This window comes from Thalassospira australica (assembly GCF_000763295.1).
GTDB lineage: Bacteria > Pseudomonadota > Alphaproteobacteria > Rhodospirillales > Thalassospiraceae > Thalassospira > Thalassospira australica.
The window spans coordinates 72,545-91,704 of the sequence record NZ_JRJE01000031.1 but is presented as its reverse complement, the minus strand read 5'-3'; the positions used below and the strand labels follow the sequence as shown (position 1 = coordinate 91,704).

Annotated in this window: 17 protein-coding genes; 3 read left to right on the top strand and 14 right to left on the bottom strand. The window is 52.5% G+C overall.

All coding sequences use genetic code 11. The annotated features are described in order from the left end of the window. Nucleotide 1: 1 nt before the first annotated feature. From JF44_RS0113555 to JF44_RS0113495, 13 genes are all read right to left on the bottom strand, one after another. Complete coding sequence (locus tag JF44_RS0113555; RefSeq protein ID WP_033069526.1) at nt 2-637, bottom strand: hypothetical protein; 636 nt, start codon at nt 635-637, stop codon at nt 2-4. Then, on the bottom strand, nt 628-1,386 hold the full coding sequence (locus JF44_RS0113550; RefSeq protein WP_033069525.1) for a polysaccharide deacetylase family protein: 759 nt from the start codon (nt 1,384-1,386) through the stop codon (nt 628-630). The genes JF44_RS0113555 and JF44_RS0113550 overlap by 10 nt, the downstream gene beginning before the upstream one ends. Beyond that, nucleotides 1,383-2,525, bottom strand: a complete 1,143-nt coding sequence (locus JF44_RS0113545) for a glycosyltransferase family protein (RefSeq protein ID WP_033069524.1) — start codon at nt 2,523-2,525, stop codon at nt 1,383-1,385. Before JF44_RS0113545 ends, JF44_RS0113550 begins: the two co-directional genes overlap by 4 nt. Then, entirely contained in the window at nt 2,525-3,127 is a 603-nt protein-coding gene (locus tag JF44_RS0113540; protein ID WP_033069523.1) for a histidine phosphatase family protein, read from the bottom strand. The genes JF44_RS0113545 and JF44_RS0113540 overlap by 1 nt, the downstream gene beginning before the upstream one ends. Then, nucleotides 3,120-4,289 carry a glycosyltransferase family 4 protein gene (locus tag JF44_RS0113535; protein WP_052065905.1) on the bottom strand — a complete coding sequence of 390 codons (1,170 nt, stop codon included), beginning with the start codon at nt 4,287-4,289 and terminating at the stop codon, nt 3,120-3,122. Before JF44_RS0113535 ends, JF44_RS0113540 begins: the two co-directional genes overlap by 8 nt. Nucleotides 4,290-4,300: 11 nt before the next feature. After that, on the bottom strand, nt 4,301-5,578 hold the full coding sequence (locus JF44_RS0113530; protein WP_033069522.1) for a glycosyltransferase family 4 protein: 1,278 nt from the start codon (nt 5,576-5,578) through the stop codon (nt 4,301-4,303). A 20-nt stretch (nt 5,579-5,598) separates the two neighbouring features. Then, a complete protein-coding gene (locus tag JF44_RS0113525) occupies nt 5,599-6,801 on the bottom strand; it encodes a glycosyltransferase family protein (protein WP_033069521.1) in 1,203 nt (400 codons plus the stop codon). A 130-nt stretch (nt 6,802-6,931) separates the two neighbouring features. After that, nucleotides 6,932-8,506 (bottom strand): MBL fold metallo-hydrolase, encoded by a 1,575-nt coding sequence (locus tag JF44_RS0113520; RefSeq protein WP_033069520.1) that lies wholly within the window; start codon nt 8,504-8,506, stop codon nt 6,932-6,934. A gap of 86 nt (nt 8,507-8,592) precedes the next feature. Next, nucleotides 8,593-9,846, bottom strand: coding sequence for a molybdopterin molybdotransferase MoeA (locus tag JF44_RS0113515; RefSeq protein ID WP_033069519.1), 1,254 nt, complete (start codon nt 9,844-9,846; stop codon nt 8,593-8,595). A gap of 82 nt (nt 9,847-9,928) precedes the next feature. After that, nucleotides 9,929-11,689 carry an ABC transporter permease gene (locus JF44_RS0113510; RefSeq protein ID WP_238318453.1) on the bottom strand — a complete coding sequence of 587 codons (1,761 nt, stop codon included), beginning with the start codon at nt 11,687-11,689 and terminating at the stop codon, nt 9,929-9,931. A gap of 139 nt (nt 11,690-11,828) precedes the next feature. Beyond that, entirely contained in the window at nt 11,829-12,854 is a 1,026-nt protein-coding gene (locus JF44_RS0113505) for a Fe(3+) ABC transporter substrate-binding protein (protein WP_081944450.1), read from the bottom strand. A 250-nt stretch (nt 12,855-13,104) separates the two neighbouring features. Then, nucleotides 13,105-14,121: a Fe(3+) ABC transporter substrate-binding protein gene (locus tag JF44_RS0113500; protein ID WP_052065903.1), complete on the bottom strand. Its 1,017-nt coding sequence runs from the start codon at nt 14,119-14,121 to the stop codon at nt 13,105-13,107. Nucleotides 14,122-14,301: 180 nt separating this feature from the next. Beyond that, on the bottom strand, nt 14,302-15,135 hold the full coding sequence (locus tag JF44_RS0113495) for a 3'-5' exonuclease (RefSeq protein WP_202901515.1): 834 nt from the start codon (nt 15,133-15,135) through the stop codon (nt 14,302-14,304). Nucleotides 15,136-15,501: 366 nt separating this feature from the next. Between JF44_RS0113495 and JF44_RS0113490 the strand changes: the two genes are divergently transcribed. Next, nucleotides 15,502-16,536, top strand: coding sequence for an ABC transporter substrate-binding protein (locus JF44_RS0113490; protein WP_052065901.1), 1,035 nt, complete (start codon nt 15,502-15,504; stop codon nt 16,534-16,536). 121 nt (nt 16,537-16,657) lie between these two features. Here JF44_RS0113490 and JF44_RS0113485 read toward each other — a convergent pair whose 3' ends face one another. After that, nucleotides 16,658-17,029 (bottom strand): thiol-disulfide oxidoreductase DCC family protein, encoded by a 372-nt coding sequence (locus JF44_RS0113485; protein WP_033069518.1) that lies wholly within the window; start codon nt 17,027-17,029, stop codon nt 16,658-16,660. Between the two features lie 168 nt (nt 17,030-17,197). Here JF44_RS0113485 and JF44_RS0113480 point away from each other — a divergent pair, with 168 nt between their 5' ends. Beyond that, entirely contained in the window at nt 17,198-18,061 is an 864-nt protein-coding gene (locus JF44_RS0113480) for an ABC transporter permease (RefSeq protein WP_033069517.1), read from the top strand. After that, nucleotides 18,061-19,080, top strand: a complete 1,020-nt coding sequence (locus tag JF44_RS0113475) for a quaternary amine ABC transporter ATP-binding protein (protein ID WP_033069516.1) — start codon at nt 18,061-18,063, stop codon at nt 19,078-19,080. Before JF44_RS0113480 ends, JF44_RS0113475 begins: the two co-directional genes overlap by 1 nt. Nucleotides 19,081-19,160: the final 80 nt, after the last annotated feature.

Genomic DNA, 19,160 nt, shown 5'->3' with positions numbered 1-19,160 from the left:
TCTAGCTGCTACCACCCTGTATGCGCTCTGATGCGGCGGCCTTAACCAAAGTTTGGGCCTCATCCATGCGCATCAAGTTCGTTCGTGTGACGTCATCCACAAGCAATTGGTTATCTTTCGCCCAATCACGAGAAATTTCAAGGAGATCATCAAATCCGTCCAGTGTTGATTCTGCGACAATTTTTGCGTCACCAGCATGCAACGTAAGTTCGAACCATCCCTTGTTCCCATCACGCTTGGTACTGAAGTAACGTAAACGGAATTTGGAAAGTTCCGGCCATGCGAAGGCTGTACCACCGCGGATACTGGAAAGACGAATGCCGTATTCAGATACAAAGATCTTTGATTGGAACCGTATGATGGTACGTGCAAAATAAAACACAAACAGCAACGCCAAACCTGCGGCGGTCCATTGGATGATTTCAAGCATGTCCGGGATCAGCGCCATCACACCGCAAATCAACAACCCAACAACCGATTTTGCCAAATCCGGGGCCATCAGTTTTGCCGGATAGGCCATCGTCTGGACTTCACTATCACCGACACCCACTGGCTTCACCGGGTCTGGCGCACCTGGTGCACTTGGCGACCCGGTCATTTCTTCCGGTTCCAGATGTTCTTTCGGACTTACTGCCATGGAAATACTCCGGGAATTCTCAGCCAGTTCAAAGCTGAATGATCCATAGAAAACAAATTATCCAGAAACTTCGTCGTTCCTGCATCATGTACTAGATGATGGGTCAAAATGCCGGTGGGTTCATCGGAGTCAACCTGACCTGTCCTGCGTGCAGCAAGATGTGCAACCATCGCCCCCAATACCGCATCTTCGCCCGCAAAGCCGCGCGTTCCTCGCCAGTCAATAACGTCCACGTGCGTATTGACCTGTACCAGCCCTTGATATGGCTCTGCCATTTTGCGCGGATTAAACGTGCTGATCCCGTAAAACCCCAACGAACTCAATGCAGCAACAACATCGTCTGCCACCCGGTTCCACGGCGGCACAAGAACTGGCAAGAAACGGTTTCCAAACCGTGCTTGCATAACTGAAAAGCCCTTGCGCAAATCAGTGATCACATCTCCGATATCGCGAACGTCATCAAGTTCCTGCTTCTTGCGCCCGTCCGGCATGTGATTTTGGTGCGACCATCCGTGCTGAAGCACACGGGTATCAAGGGTTTCCACCAAACGCTCCGGAAGATCATCCTGCAAGCATGCCGGAATGACCGCAAGGGCCAGCGGAACTTTATAGTCTTGTTCAAAGGAAAGGATCGTTTCGAGTGCTGGCGTCACCGTGACCGCGTCATCATCGCGCCACCAGGCTGTGGCAATCCGGTTTTCGGACTGCCACAGATCAAGTTCCGTGCGCAAATGATCCCAACTGCTCATGCCGTACCCTTAATCTTGTCTGCGATGATTTCCGCAGTTTTTATTGCGCCATCCAGTGCAATTTGGATCCTTTGCGGCTGTCTGGCATTATCTATTTGTTTTGCTAATGATTGCGCAGACAGGCCATCAAGATCAAGCAGTGATATAACACCTTCTTCTGAAAGAATTTCTGCCCGCTCTGTTTGTTCGCTTTCACCGCCTTCGGCAAAGGGCACCATGACCGCAGGTGTCCCGGTGGCAAGAACGTCCATTAAGGTGTTGTAACCCGCCTGCGATACGGAAACTGCCGCATGGGACATCCTGTCACGGAAATCGGGCAAAAAACGATGTAAAACAATATCATCGGTCGGAATTTGATGACGCAGACTTTCATACTGATCATCGGGAAAATGCGGCCCAGCAACGATATCCCAGATTGCGTCTTTGTATTTCTCCGAATAACGACGGGCTTTGATTGCAAGTTTGATCAACGTTGCCCCAACGGCACCACCACCCGCTGAAACCAGCACCCCTTGGCGATGCAAATTGTCCGGTTTGACCGTTCGATCCACATCGGGCGCAACATACCCCGTATGAACAATCAGATCGGAAAGGTCATTGGCAAATTCAAAGCTGTGATCAAACCCAAACAGGTTCGGGTCACCATGCACCAAAACACAATCAAGGTATTTGCGCGCTGTATCGCGCATCCATTCGGTTTTTCGAATGTCTGTTTTGCGCACCAGAAGGTCTCTTACGGAACAGACGATTGGGATGCCTGCTTCTTTGGCCGCATCAAACAATGGGATCAGTTCAAACCGAAACCCACGTCGACCAAATGGAAACATTTCGATCAAAAGCAGCTTTGGCGACATTGCCTGAAAAGCGGCAAGCAGTTCCTTCTTGCGCGTTTCCTTCCAATCATCACCCAACGTTTTTCCGTTAGGATCAACGAGTGCTGAAAAATCGCTGTCTGCCGTCTTGCATGGGGATAACTGAAACACGTGGTCTGCTGCGAAATCAAGATTGGCATCCGGGATGCCGCCACTTGCAACAGCAACCGTCATTCCCTTATCGCGTAGCGCCTGATTGATCAGGGCCATGCGGCGCACATGCCCGATCCCCAGCAAATGCTGCACATAGACCATGACGTCTGTCATCACCCGTCCTCCCCAGCAACAACCAACGGCACATTCAACCTTTCAATTGCTAATCCATCATCGTGAGACCAATTGAAGATGTGCAAACATTCCCAATCCAGTTTGTCCGGGATTTTGCCCATCATATCCCAACCACGCGCAGCAGCATAAACCGCACGAATAACACCCTTATGGGTCACGCCGCCAAATTCTGCGATATCACATCGTTCCAGGAACGCTGTCACGCGCCCGAGAACTTCGCGCGGGCTTTCCCCACCATCCGGACGCAAATCCCATCCACGATCTTCATTTTCCTGTATGGCGCTGCCAAATTCAGCCCGAAGATCAGGAAGTGTTTTACCTTCCCATGTGCCCCAGTCCATCTCGACAAGGGCTGGAACAGATGTGATCGGCGAAATCCCCAGGGCACCTGCTGTCTCGCGCGTTCGGGACAAGGGGGAATAAAGCCAAGGCACGTCACGCCAATCATCAGGGAGACAAAGGCGGCGGTACTGTGCGACAGTCGCGGCACTTAGCGAAATATCTGTCCGGCCTTGAATGCGTTTCTCGGCATTCCAATCCGTCACACCATGACGCAACAATGCAAAGCGGATGTTACTCATGTACGCCCCTATCTTGCGCGTCAGGAGCAGGAGCATGACCATGGTCGGCAACAAGCTTGCTTAATGTTCCAGATAACACCTTGGCGGCAGCCTCAACTGTGTGATGTTGCTTAGTTTTCGATGCGGCGGCACGTCCTATGCCCCTTAGCATGTCAACATCAGACTGAACACAATGTGACAAACGATCTGTAAAGGCATCAACATCACCAACCGGCACAAGCCAGCCTGTCACGCCGGGTGAAACAATTCCGGAAACCCCGCCTGTGTCTCCGGCCAGAACCGGAAGTCCCGCTGCCTGTGCTTCAAGCAATGCCATGCCAAATGCTTCGTTGATGGCAGGCCAAACAAAAAGGTCCGAACTTGCAAGAATATCCTTGGTTTGTTCGGGCAAGGTAAGCCCGGCGAACGATACTACACTTCCTCTGATACCGTGTGCTTGAAACAGTTTTTCGACCTTTTGGCGCGCTGGACCATCCCCAATCACGGTTAGATGCCAATTATCAACGCCACGGTGGATCAATCTTCCCAATGATTCCACCAAAAGCCCATAGGATTTCAGTTTGTCACCATCGCGCATCATGGCTGTCGTCACCAATCGGACACAATCAGACTCGATCTCTTTGCGGTTCGTTACCATCCAGTCGGAAATGCGGGTGAAGGGTGGTAGAAAATGTAGACGATCCTTCGCACACACGTCTGCCAAACATTCCATATCAACCCGGTTCAGGGAAAAAACCGCATCGGCTGCACGCAAGGCCGTTTCAACAGCCTTGTGGCTTTGAGCCCATGGCCCAGTCGCACGCTTTGGCGCAAAAGACGCTTCTGCAACGACATAGGGAATATCAAGCGCACTGGCGACAATCGGGCCAATCCAATCAGGTGCCTTGTAATACAGGTGATAGGTGAACCAGACATCCGGTTTGGGACGAACCCCGGATTTGTATTGTCGCAGCAATCGCCCCGCAAGCTTGGTTCCCAGCGCTGCCAATTGAGCCTGTCTTAAGATATTACCGTCCGCAACCCGACTGCGAAGCCGCGCAGCGATATCAACATTCATACCCGCAGCCTGCATTGCTTCACACAGCATCCGGGCAATCAACCGGTCACCGGATGGTACCGGATGGTCGATGGGCTTTAAGGGGGCGTAAAAGGCAACCTGCAAAAGTGTGCCTCCTACTCAGCGGCAGATTGTTGAGCCGTGCTATTTTCTTCTGCGTTTGGCGACGAAGGAGCGCCGAAACGCACTGCCAAATCTTTCATGCCACGATGGAACGAAAAGTCACGGCGCACAATTTCATTCCCTTTGCGTCCCATTTCATTGCGGACCTTGGGATTAGAAATCATCGTTTCGAGGGCAGCGGAAAGTGCCGCGGGATCACGTTCCGGTACAAGCTTGCCATTCACCCCGTCTTCGATCAGCTCAGGAATAGCTGAAATCGCAGTCGAAACCGCCGACAGGCCACAAAGCTGGGCTTCCATCAGGACATTTGGCAAACCATCACGGTCACCATCCTTCTCGATGCGGCTGGCCAGAACGAAAAAATCTGATGACTGGCAGGCTGCGATCACTTCTTTCTGATCCCGCGCACCTTGCCAATCACAGCGATCTTCAATGCCAAGATCAGCAGCAAGTTTTCGATATTTTTCGCCGTTTCCACCGCCGATATGAACAAAACGCCAGTGCAACCGATCTGGCAATTTTGCCAAGGCACGCAATAAATCGTCATAGCCCTTCTTGCCAACCAAACGTCCGACCGAAAGAATGGTTACGGGATTGCTTGCGTCGCTACCATCTCTAAGGGGACGGTCCGGAAGCTCTTCGGGAAAACGCGAAAAATCCAACCCATGATACAGCAAGTAGACCTTATCCGGATCCTCGGCCAGTGTTTGCAGATAATCGACGTTGGCCTTGGTGCAGGTCACCAGCCAGTCCATATCACGCAACTTCTCGCGCATATCCCAGTCCTGACTGGTATAGATATCCTTGGCGTGTGCAGAACACGACCACGGCAGCCCGCGAATAAGCGCGCAATATCGCGCAACCGAGGCCGGGGTATGCAGGAAATGGGCATAGATACGGGTTATATCCTCAGGAAGTTCGGCTGCCATCACCAATGCCTGGGCAAAACGCCGGGCACGATTTGAAGTCCGGTCACGACGATAGTCCTGCCACCAGATATTGAAGGCCCGACGATAGCCGGGAAACGTGCGCGCCTTAAACCACCCGCACAGCACGCGAAGTGGTTCCTGATAGACGTATTCCGGAAGATAATCGACAGAGCCTGTAATGCGTTCGTTGATTGGGTGGCGTTTTTTATCTGTTGGATGACGAAGCGACACAATGCGATAGGGAATGCCTGTTTGCTGAATTCCCAGAATTTCCTGCGCTATAAAGGTTTCCGACAATCGCGGATACCCCTTGACCACGATTGCCAGATTGTCGCGTGTCATCAATGTTATTCCCGATGCGTTTATTCTGCAGCCATTTGCGGCGGAAGCCAGCGATCAACAAGTTCGCCAACCCGATCCAGCCCGCCCATCAAATTGGGTACCGTCACATGTGACGGTTTTGGCTGATCAATCAAACCATGAAGCACATTTGCCATTTCGCGCGGATCGCGCCCACCATCTTCGGTCAGCATCTTGATCAGACCAAGCTTTTCCGCCGCTGCTGCACGGACATATTGCTCAAGGCGCGGCACCGTGCGCGGTACAATCACAGCAGGCTTATCGAAAGACAGGATTTCACAAAACGTATTATACCCACCCATGCCGATAACCCCGGCAGAGTTATGCATCAGCATCTCAACATTGGCGTCAAACGTAATGACCGAGACTTTATCAAGCTTTTCAGCCCGTTTCATAAAAGCGTTCTGTTGGGCTGGCCCCATGAACGGCCCAAGCACAATAAGCGACGGAACAGGAATGTCCGGGTCGGCTTCATAGGCACTGATTACCCAATCAACCAGATTAACGCCGTCGCCACCGCCCCCCGTCGTAACAAGATAATACGGTTCTTCAAGACCAAGTGCGCCATGTTCCGGTGCCGGACGTCGCGTCGCGGTACGTGGCAAATATCCCGTGTAAGACATCTTGTTTTCAACACCCGGCGGCAAATCAATGCCTTCCAACGGATTGCAGATTTCCTGAAGACCATACACCCAGATTTCGTCATACAAATCTGCAAGTGCCGGCACGCACTTTTTGCGATCCCATTCTTCGCGCAGGTTTACCGGATCATCCATCACATCGCGAAGGCCCATCACAAGTCGTGTACGCCGATGGCGCAACATCCGAAGCGTGGACTCGACCTCGCCGCGCAAACCAAGCGGCTCCTTGTCGACAATAAACATGTCCGGATTAAAAACATCAGCCGTATGCTGAATGATGGATTCCCGCATTGCCAAAATCTGATCGACATCGATATTAAGGTTCAGCGACGTATATTCGCCGTTCGACAGCTTGATGACGCCCGGAATACGAACGAAATCTACCCTTGACCTGAATTCAAAACTACCAATGATTGGCGATCCGGACAGGATCAGAACTGACACATCATCACGTTGCGAGACCAACGCATGCGCAATCGTCCGGCAACGGCGCAAATGCCCGAGCCCAAATGTATCATGGCTGTAAATAAGAACCCGATATCCGGTGTTCCCTACGATTGACATATGTTCGCCCGTCTGCGTAGTGATCCCATGAGCCTGCACAACCTACTATCAGGTTGACAGGTTCTCGTGCTTTGGCAAGTAAATCCGTGACGCCTTGTTATAGCCTATTTTGGCCGCCGGGTAATTGCTCTCACACTGGACCGATATTGCGCAAGACTTTTTCGAGCAACTCCTGCCTTTCGCCTGCAGTTTTCAGAGAACGCAGCTTTTCCGAAAGTGATGTCACTGTTTGCGCATAGAGATTGTGCCAGTCCTCGCGCGACAATTCCTCCCCCGAAAGCCGCGCTTGCAATGCTTCGGGTTTCGTCTTTCCTTTCACCAATGTCACGGTATCATCAAGCATCGGCATGGCTATCAATTTTGCGTCAATTCCCTGCCCGATCAAAACTTCACGAAATGCCGCCCGTGCCCCTTCTTCACCATGGGTAAGAAAAATGCGATGTGATACGGGTAGTCTATCCTGCGTCCAGCGAAGCAGCATGTCCTGATCAGCATGGCCGGAATACACATCCAGGGTTCGGATACGTGCCCGCACTTCAATTTCTTCTCCATGAATACGGACATGTTTGGCGCCCCTCTGCAGAACACGGCCAAACGATCCCGCCGCCTGGAACCCCACCAGAAGCACCGTGCTGTTTGACTTCCACAGATTGTTTTTCAGGTGATGACGAATACGCCCGGCATCACACATGCCACTGGCTGAAATAATGATCGCCCCGCTGCTTACCTGGGCAAGTTGCTTGCTGGCCTGAACGTCAGGAACCATGTGAAATTTTGGATGAGCAAGGGCCTGAGCATCATGACGATCGAGGTGTCTTGCAAAAACATCGGTCGCGCGCTGGGCCAACGGGCTATCGACAAACACATTTGCTGGCGGCAGTTCCCCGCGATTAAACAAATGCGCCAAATCGACAAGAAGTTCCTGTGTCCGCGCAACGGCAAAGCTTGGAATAACAAGGTTGCCACCGGCTTTGAGGGCTTCACGCACTTCTGTCGCCAACAATGCCCGCCGTTCTTCATCATCAATATCGCGTCGAATACGGTCACCGTAAGTCGTTTCAACAAACAGATAATCAATATCCTTGGGGGCCTCAGGTGCTGCATTGAACACAGCTTCTCCTGTGCCGACATCACCGGAGAAAAGCAAACGCGTCGGTTTGCCTTGTTGGGCCGCATCGTCAACTTCAATCTCAATCGATGCAGATCCCAGCAAATGTCCTGCATCCCAGAAACGCGCACGCACGCCGTCAAACACATTGATCCAATGGTGATATTCCACCTTCTTTAGCTGCAGAAGTGTGTTTTCAGCATCTTCGCGGGTATAGATCGGTGTTACTTCTGGTCGACCGCGACGCGCATTGCGGCGGTTCAGACGTTCAACTTCGCTTTCCTGAATATATCCGGAGTCCGGCAACATATAGGTCAGGAGATCGCATGTCGGCTCTGTGGCATAGACCGGGCCGCCATAGCCTGCCTTAACCAGTTTGGGGACAAGGCCGGTATGATCAATATGCGCATGGGTCAGCAGAACGGCAGAAATACGCCCAACATCGAACGGGAATGGGTTGTAGTTAAGTTCGCGAACGGTCTTGCTGCCCTGAAACATCCCGCAATCGACAAGGAAGTTTCCCGTGTCGGACTGAATTAAATAGCAGGATCCTGTAACCCCGCCTGCCGCACCACAAAACGTCACCGATATCGTCATTGGGCACCCTCGCACGAATTGGAACGGCTCTAACAATTCGTCAAAACGACTTTCCGCGCAATGATCCAGATCAGTATCAACGGGTTTTATTGCAGCCCACGAAGGGGCAGATACAGCACTTCATCGCCCCTTTTGACCTGTCCGCAATTTTCCGGCAGCTCGATCAACCCATCCGCCCAAACCATCGAAGACAGCATTCCCGAACTTGTCGATGCAAAGGCAATCGCTTCAAACGCGCCGTCATCGTTCTGGACCAGCCGTGCACGCAGCCATTCACGACGCCCGGTCATACGCGTAAAATCAAATCCGGCGCGTACCGGCATACGCGTCGGTTCAAGCTGCGCATGATTTGCCCCCATGGCATGACGCAACAGTGGCGCTACATACAATAATCCCGATACCAATACCGAAACCGGATTTCCAGGCAGACCGATCACAAGACAATCGCCAATCTTGCCACGCATCAATGGCTTGCCCGGTTTGATGGCAAGCTTCCATGCGGTGATCTCGCCCAACTGTTCTACAACCGGTTTTAACACGTCCGCTTTACCGACAGAAACACCACCCGATGTCATTAACACGTCATGATCTTTTGCCGCAGATGCCAAGGCGTTTTGCAAAACATCAAAATCATCAGCCAACAGTCCAAGATCGGTTACGGAGCATCCGATATCGCGCAGCATCCCAATCATCGCAAAACGGTTGGAATCATATATTCCGCCTGGTGGCAACGGATCCCCAGGCTTGGACAATTCATCCCCGGTCGAAAAAACTGCAACCCTTAGCGGTTTTGCAACCTTAAGCGTGCCGCGCCCCTGCCCGGCAACAACGGCAATGTCCTGCGGGCGCAAGACCGTCCCTGCTCGCAAAACAACGTCACCTGTTTTGATGTCTTCGCCAGCCCAGCGGATGTTTTGGTATACTGCAGTTCGATCAAGCACATCCTGTTTGATCACAATTACCGTTTCATCACTGTTTACCGTTACATTTTCCTGAATAACCACGCAGTCAGCGCCTTCGGGGATTGCGGCCCCCGTCGCAATCCGCACCGCCGCCCCTTTGGGAAGCGTGCCTGCATATGGATGCCCCGCAAGTGACACGCCCACAACCGGCACTGATCTGTCAAGCGATCCAAGATCGCTATGACGCAGGGCATAGCCATCCATGGCCGAATTATCAACCGATGGCACAGCAACCCCGGCGACAACGTCTTCGCGCAAGACCGCGCCGAAACAATCACTTATCAGTCGTTCTTCTGTTTTGGCCATGATGGCGACATCCGAAAACGCGATGGCCAATGCATCAGAAAGCGTTGTCAGTCCCGGTTTGATATTTTGCATCTGTTGAACTGCCTGCCTGCGTTGGGTTGTGACCGTACCGGATGATGTGTCATGAGCTTAGCCTGAACATCACCCTCGATCATCAGGATTGTCCACTATGTCCCGGACGGGATTTTGATATCGCACGGCTAAGCATGACAACCGGAATGACGCCGACCAAAACAATCGTCAGTGCACCAAGTGCGGCCTGTTCGATCATCTCATCCTTGGCGAATTGATAGACATGGGTCGCCAGCGTATCAAAATTGAAGGGGCGCAGAATCAGTGTTGCCGGAAGTTCCTTCATGCCATCGACAAACACCAGAACCGATGCCGCAAGAATGCCACCACGAACCATCGGGAAATGAATACGTTTTAGTGTGCCCCACGGGCTTTCACCAAGGGTACGCGCTGCATCATCCATGCTTGGCCGCACCTTACCCAGGGCGGCCTCAATCGAGCCATATGACACCGCCATGAACCGCACGGCATAGGCAAACACCAGCGCAAACACCGTCCCGCTTAAAAGCAGCCCCGTCGATATGCCAAACGTTTCGCGCATTACCGCATCAAGTGCATTGTCAAAACGTGCAAACGGGATCAGCACCCCAATCGCAAGCACGGCACCGGGCACGGCATAGCCAACCGATGATAAACGTACACACACCTTCAAAAGCGGTTGTGGAAACAGGCGCAGTGCATAAGCCATAAAGATCGCACAGCCCACGGCAACCAATGTTGCCAACCCCGACACCAAAAGGCTGTTGCCCGCAAATTCAAAGAAGTCCGCTGTCCAGCTTTGATCAAAATAACCAATGGAATAATAAATCAAAACCAACGACGGAATCATAAATCCCAGTGCAATCGGCAAAATGCAGACCGCAAGCGCCCCGATCTTTGCCAATGGCGCCAGATCATAGCCCGGCAACTCCTGAAAACGGCTGGTGGTGTCGTGGAAACGTTGGCGGCGACGTGAATAGCGCTCGATCACCATGAGCGCAATCACAACAGCCAGCATCGTCAGCGCTATCTGTGCGGCCCCGCCAGCATTCCCCATGCCGAGCCAGACGTTGAAAATGCCCGCCGTCAGGGTATGTACTGCAAAGAAATCAATGGTGCCAAAGTCATTTAACGTTTCCATCAGCGCAATCACAACGCCAACCACGATGGCCGGGCGCGCCAACGGCAAGGCCACAGTCGCAAACGAACTCCAGGCACTGCGCCCAAGAATGCGGGCCGCTTCAATGGCGCAGATCGATTGCGACAGAAACGCAGCACGGGCCAGCATATAAACATAGGGATAAAGCGTAAGGCTGAGCACGATAATCGCCCCGCCCTTGGTGCGGATATCAGGAAACCAGTAGTCGGCCGCCGATTGCCAGCCAAATATATCACGCAGCACGCCCTGAACCGGACCGGCATATTCCAGAAGATCGGTATAAACGTAAGCCACGATATAAGCTGGAACCGCCATCGGCAGCAGCATCGCCCATTCAAAGAACCGCTTGGCCGGCAAACGGCACATGGTCACCACCCACGCCGACGATACCCCGATCAGGGTCACGCCAACCCCGACGCCAAACATCAGGATGCCAGTATTTTTGAGGTATCTTGGCAACATGGTCGATGCCAAATGCGGCCAGATATTTTCTGTTGGAAACAGGGCAATCCAAGCTACGGCAACTATCGGGGCCGCAACCATCAAGGCGACAATAAATGCGCCAATCAGCCAGAACGCAGTCTGCCCGCGCGGCAACCAACGCATCGCCATGCGCCCCCTGGGCGCACGCATCGGATCAAGGGCTTCTGTAATGGCGGCCGGACGAATGTCATCATCCTTTGGCGTCTGACAAGCGTTGTTCAAGCTGGTATCCGTTTTCAGTCGTCGAAGCCCACGTCGTCAAGAAGGCGTCTTGCATGGTCCTGATAGCCTGCAATAACGGTCAAAGGCAAATATTCATGCTCTAGTTTCCCCAATAGCCCAGCAATCCCGGCCAAAGCCCCTATTCGTTAAATCCGACTTCATCAATCAGACGAATTGCAGCAACACGATTGGCCGCAACAACGTTGAGGGCCAATTCATCATGGGTGAACCGGCCCCAGGACCGCACCCGATCAGACCAGGCAACTCCGGGTTTGACAGGATATTCGAAATTGATGTCAGCATACATATGCTGCGCTTCATCCCCTGACAGGAACTCGATCAATTTGATCGCGTTGGCTTTATTTGGTGCATGCTTCATCAGCGCCACACCGGAAATATTAACATGTGTGCCACGGTCGCCCTGATTGGGAAAGACAATGCGCACCTGCTTGGCTGCGGGGGCCTTATTCGGGTCATCAAGCATTTTGCCGTAATAGTAGGAATTGCCAATCGCAACATCACACACGCCCTGTGACACCGCTTCGATCTGATCGGTATCCCCGCCTTGCGGTTTGCGCGCAAGATTGTCTTTCACAGCTGTCAGCCATGTTTTGGTGTATTCTTCACCATGATGGGCAATCATCGAGGCAATCAATGCAATGTTATAAACATGCATGGCCGAACGGACACAAATGCGCCCTTCCCACTTTGGGTCTGCCAAACTTTCATAGGTCGTAATCGCGTCCGGCGCGACACGATCAAACGACGTATAAAGCACACGCGCACGCGTGGTCATACCAACCCAAAGCTTGTTCTCATCACGGAATTGGGCCGGGATATTGGCCTCAAGAACAGCACTTTCGATCGGCTGGGCAATATCAGCATCCACCGCATCCTGAATACGCCCGATATCGACGGTAAGCAGAAGGTCCGCAGGGGTATTGCGGCCTTCGTGCTTTATGCGTTCTACCAAACCATTTTGTGAGAACAGCGTATTGACGCGAATGCCGGTTTCCTCGGTAAAGCGCTTGAACATCGGTTCGATCAGATAAGACTGGCGCAGCGAGTAGACATTGACCTCCTCTGCAGCCTGCGCAGACGTTAGGGCCGAAAGCCCGATCGCCGCGACAACAACACCGAAGACTGTTTTGCGCAGAGAAACCATGAATACCCCATTGGTAAAAATTAACTGTGTGGTAGCACAGCAATTAGGAATGATTTGTATTTGCCATTGGGGAAATTAAAGGTCTCTGCGCTTGGATTGCAAGCCAGAAAACCACTTATAGTCCTCATTCTCGCGATGATGTGACAGTAAGTCCGTGTTTTTGTGGATGTGACATCCCCACCGCCACAACGAAAAAGGGATGGCGCATTGCCATCCCTTCGAAAAGTCCACGTGATGTTAGAGCGTTTGGTTACTCATTATAACCAATCTCATCGACCATCTTGATTGCATCCGGGCTAAGCCGTGCAATTTCCGCCAGCGAGAGATTATCGGCCTTGAACGTGCCCCAAGCCTTGATGTTTTCGGCGAACTCAACACCCGGCTTGACCGGATATTCATAATTCACATCGGCATAGATGCTTTGGGCTTCGTCGCTGGTCAGGAATTCCATCAGCTTGATGGCATTGTCACGATTCGGCGCATCGGCAATCAGGCTCATGCCCGAAATATTCATCGACATGCCACGGCCATCCTGGTTCGGGAAAACAAGGTTCACAGCGTCGGCCCAAGCGCGCTGGTCCGGATTATCGAGCATCTTGCCATAATAGTAGGTGTTACCGATCGACAGATCGCAAACGCCTTCCTTGATCGCCTTAACCTGTGCGCGATCATTGCCCTGCGGCTTGCGTGCGAGGTTGTTCTTAAGACCCTGGAGCCATTCCTTGGCTTTTTCTTCACCATGAACGGAAATCATCGAGGCAAAAAGAGCGACGTTATAAACATGCGTACCCGAGCGGGTGCAAATGCGGCCTTCCCATTTCGGGTCGGCAAGGTCTTCATATGACGTGATCTCGCCTTCTGCCACACGGTCCTTGGAAGCATAAATCGCACGACCACGCTGGGTCAGGGCAAACCAGTGCCCTTCGGGATCGCGCAGATGGGATGGGATATTTTCAGCAAGGGTACCGTTGGAAACGGCTTCGGTCACACCGGCATCGACGGCCTGCTGAATGCGGCTGATATCCACGGTCATCAAAATGTCGGCCGGGCTGTTGGCCCCTTCCTGCTTGATACGTTCCACCAAGCCTTTTTCCGCAAAGATCACATTGACGTCGATCCCGGTTTCGGCAGTGAATTTTTCAAACAGTGGTTCGACCAGAAAAGCCTGACGCAGTGAATAGACATTCACTTCTTGCGCGCTGGCAGCGGTTGCGGCGAATGCCGTCGCGCCAAACACAGCACCACCGACAAGTTTTTTGATATCCATTTGAACGATCCCTGTTGAACTTTAAATGCGTTTAATGCTCATGACTGTGCAACTCAGTTGCATCTACCCATGCAATTAAGATCAACTCGCATTTAATTCAATAAGGATTCACCAAAACAAGTCGGAAAGTGTGATCAACTTCACTTATGTAGTTGTCGTTTCACCCCAATGCTTCCGCGCTCAAAGCACGTTAAACGACCCGTCACTGGAAACCCGCCAGGCATCCAGAAATTCCTGATAAGCCGGAATGTCGGCTGCCCGTTCTTCCAGCCAGCCGACCGTCAGGTTGATCGCATGGTTATAGCTATCGTGATCGGTCAATCCGGTATGAAGCGCATGGCGCAAATACAGCAAATAGGTATTCAGAACATCTGTCTCGCAATAGCGGCGAATGCCGTCAATCTCGCCATTGTCATACATGTCGGAAACCTTGCTGCCATCGACCCCGGTCTTACCCGGCAGATCAAGGGCCGCACAGACCTCGTTCATCTTGGTCCGGGCCGATGCGCCGTAGTCAGACAGGACTTCCGCCAGATCACAGTGCCAATGCGGTGCATAGCGCGCGGTGTAGTTTTCCCATTTGTTGGAGGCCTGATGCAGCCAGCGGGCCGAAACCCCGTGCTTCATCGCGCGGTATTTCAGAACCGGCAGATCAAAACCACGTCCATTGAAACTAACCAGTCTTGGATAAAGCTTACCGCAATAGGCAAAGAAGCCATTCACAAGGTCCTTCTCATCGGATGACAGCTCACCACCCGATCGCAGTTCATCAATCTCATACATTTCAAGATCACCGTCACGCTGAATGGTGGCGCGCAGGAAACTGATCGCCACAACCTTGTGAAATGGTTGGCGCGGGAACCCATTACGGCCATTGGTGATTTCAAGATGATAGTCTTCAAGCATCTTGCGCCCGGTTTCCGGATCAGGCGCGGTTTCATCGGTCAATTGCGGCAAGACATCAATATCGGGCACGGTTTCGATATCAAAAACGAACAGACTGGAATGCATCATGGCGGCCCCCGGTTTTGCGTTGCCCAATGTTTTGTTTGCCCAACATAACGCCAAGTACCGACAAATTCACGAACGGATTGGCAGCGTCTTATAGGGCACCTTCAAATCACATTACCTGACATCTCCTGCCAGCCCTGTCAGGAGCATTCTGCAATTATAGCAGCATCCAAACGACATCACGTCGCCGTTATAATCCATACCCGGGGTTGCGCCCATTCAACTGCCATGTCTAGAATTGGCGCACCTGTATCAGGGGCACGGTCATGTTCACCAAAGGATCAAGTCTGATCCGAACCGTTGCGGCACTTGCTGCAAAGACCATGCATTTGATGCGATTCCGGACCGCAACAACGAAGGGACAGAAGGATGAAAACCCTGCCTACCGGAGCCGCAATGCTGATGGCCGCTGGCCTCGCATTTACCCAAATTCCGTCAAGTGCAAACGCGCAAGACGCATCCTGCGAGATTGATCGTCCGGTGATGTTTGCCGGGCTCAATTACGACAGCGCACTTTTCCATAACGCAGTAGCGCGTTTCATCATTGAAAAGGGTTATGGCTGTCAAACCGATGCCCTGCCCGGTGATGTCATTCCGCTTCTGACCGGCACTGGCAAGGGTGACATCGATGTCGTGATGGAAATCTGGCGCGACAATGTTGCCGAAGCCTGGACCAAGGCCGAAGAGGCCGGCAATGTCAGCCAGATCGGGGTTAACTTTGATGACGCTGTCGAAGGCTGGTTCGTGCCAAGCTTTGTTATCGAAGGCGATGCAGATCGCGGGATCGAACCGATGGCGCCTGATCTGAAATCGGTGGATGATCTGGCAAAATATACCGAACTATTCGAAGACCCGGAAGAACCCGGCAAGGGCCGCTTCTATAACTGCCCGTCAGGTTGGGTCTGCGAAAAGGTTAATTCGGCTAAACTTGGCGCCTATGGGCTTGATGACAGCTTCACCAACTTCCGCCCCGGCACCGGTGCGGCCCTTTCGGCTGCCATCGCATCGGCGCATAAACGCGGAAAACCGGCCCTTTATTACTATTGGGGTCCGACATGGGTGATGGGTCTTTACGACAGCACGCGTCTTGAAGAACCCGCCTATGACAAGACGATCTTTGATGCGCTTAAAACCGATGAAAACCCGACCAAGGCAACCGCCTACCCACAAAGTACGATCACGATTGGTGTGAATAACGAGTTTAAAGCCGCCGCACCAACCCTGATCACCTTCCTGACCAATTATGAAACCAGTAACGCATTGGTTTCGGAAATGCTGGCCTACATGCAGGAAAACAACGAAAAGCCCGACGGGGCCGCTATGCATTTCCTCAAGCAAAAGCCGGGCATCTGGAAATCCTGGGTATCGGATGAGGTCGCCGCACGGGTTGAAAGCGCGCTGTAACCTCGACACGACAATCTAATGCAAAAACCCCGCAGGAGGTATCTTGCGGGGTGTTCTTTTAGTCTAGGATACAACTTCGATAGCAACCAGCCCAACCTATCGTTCAATCTCAAGCGTCCTGCTATGCTCCACGCGTTGACGCAAGCTGGCAATGGGTAAGACGCTTAAAACGCCACTTCCCAAATGCCCGATACACAACATGTGCGATCTGGTGGATGATGGGCAATGCGACGATGGCACCCAGAAGGCGCCATCGCCTAAGTTGACGCCATATTAAAATGAAGGCATCAACGCCGACATGCAGCTGACCACTGGCATCTTTGGCATGCAATTGCTGCAGCCCATCAGCAACGGATACGCCCTGTTTTTCAAGGTCATTTGCGTGTTCTGTCACATCCCGCCAGTCAAAGATGCCTTCAGATGCGATCTTTCTGTAATGATTGATTTCGCGCGAACATAGTCCGCATTTTCCATCATAGAACACCGTGATCATCGAACCCTCGCAAACGGTAGCGTTTCAATTTTCAATACGATGTCCCCTGCCCTTCAGATTAGAATCCAAATGGGTCGGATCATGTGCGATTAACGGTCGCGCGCGGGAAGTGATCTTGTTAGGCTGTTACGCTCATTGATTTTTTGAGCAGATCGGGCCAATCGCGCCATGTTTCCAGAACAGTTGAATGTGCCTTTGGGCAAGTGGGTCAATCAGTTTGTTGATTGGCTGGTGATCAATTATGGCGCGGCGTTTGAGGCCTTTGCCGACAGTTTGCTGACGGTTCTGGTCGCGCTGGAGCAGGTTTTGCGTGGTGCACCCTGGTGGGTGGTCCTGATCGCCATTGCAGCCATCACCTGGCATGCCAGCAAGAACTGGAAGCTTGTGGTCGGGCTGGTCGTGGCGATGTTTATCATTGGCACGCTGGGCCTGTGGGACAAGGCGATGCAGACCTTGGCCCTGATGATTGTTGCCACATCGCTTTCGGTTCTGATCGGCATTCCGGTCGGCATTGCCATGGCGATGTCCAATCGCCTGCGGGCCATCATGTTGCCGATCCTTGATACCATGCAGACCATGCCAAGTTTCGTCTATCTGATCCCTGCCCTGATGCTGTTTGGCTTGGGCAAGGTTCCGGCAATCTTGGCCACGGTGATTTATGCCGCCCCGCCCGTTATGCGATTGACCGATCTTGGCATCCGGCTTGTTGATCAGGAAGTGCTTGAGGCATCGCGGTCGTTTGGGGCCAGCCGCAAGCAAATCCTGTTTGGCGTGCAGTTGCCACTGGCGCTTCCCAACATCATGGCCGGGATCAACCAGACGACGATGATGTCAATCTCGATGGTGGTGATTGCCTCCATGATTGGCGCGCGCGGGCTTGGTGAGCAGGTCCTGATGGGCATTCAACGTCTGGACGTTGGGGCTGGCATGGAAGCCGGCATTGCGATTGTCCTTTTGGCTGTGGTGTTTGACCGGATCGGTCAGGCCTATGGCAAGCGATCCCAGCGCAAGCCCCATGCGGAGGACGCGTGATGAGCTATATCGAAATCCGCAATATTTTCAAAATCTTCGGCCCCGATCCAAAGTCTGCACTTGAACTGGCAAAGGGTGGCGCGGACAAGGATGAAATCCTGGCCAAAACCGGAAACACGGTCGGCCTGCATGATGTATCCCTGTCGATTGAACAGGGTGAAACCTTTGTGGTTATGGGGCTTTCGGGATCGGGGAAGTCAACCCTGATCCGACACCTTAATCGCCTGATCGATCCGACCGCAGGCAGCATTTCGTTTGGCGGTGAAGACATTCTTGCAATGGATATCCAGACCCTGAATGCCTTTCGCCGCAAGCGGCTTGGCATGGTGTTTCAACGCTTTGGCCTGCTGCCCCATCGCAATGTGATGGATAACGTGGCCTATGGACTGGAAATCCAGGGCACGGCACGCAAGGAGCGCGAAGCCGCCGCATCGAAATGGATCGAGCGGGTTGGTCTTGCCGGGTATGAAACCAAATTCCCCGATCAGCTATCGGGTGGCATGCAGCAGCGCGTCGGCCTTGCCCGCGCATTGACGACCGATCCAGAAGTTCTTTTGATGGACGAGGCGTTCTCGGCCCTTGATCCGCTGATCCGGTCTGACATGCAGGATGAACTGATGAAGCTTCAGGCGGAGCTTCACAAGACGATTGTCTTCATCACCCATGATCTGGACGAGGCCCTAAAGATCGGGGACCGGATCGCAATCCTGAAAGACGGCAAGCTTGTGCAGGTTGGTCGACCGGAAGAAATCGTACTTAAGCCTGCTGATGATTATGTTCAGGCATTCACCCGCGATGTTAACCGCGCACGTGTTTTACGTGCACGTTCCATAATGCAAGACCCTGCCAACCAAAAAATAATCGATCAGGAACACCCCGTCGTATCCGATGACACAAGACTTGAGGACATTCTTCCGATTATACTTGCCACAGGAAAAGACATCTCAGTAATTGACGAGCGTGAAAACTTGGTTGGCATTATAACCAAAGAACAAATTGTCCAATCTCTGTCCTTGTAACAGGATCAAGTTAAACCAACTGATAAATTAGACGACTCTTTTTTGCCCAAGACCTGCCCCACTTCAACACAGACGTGAAC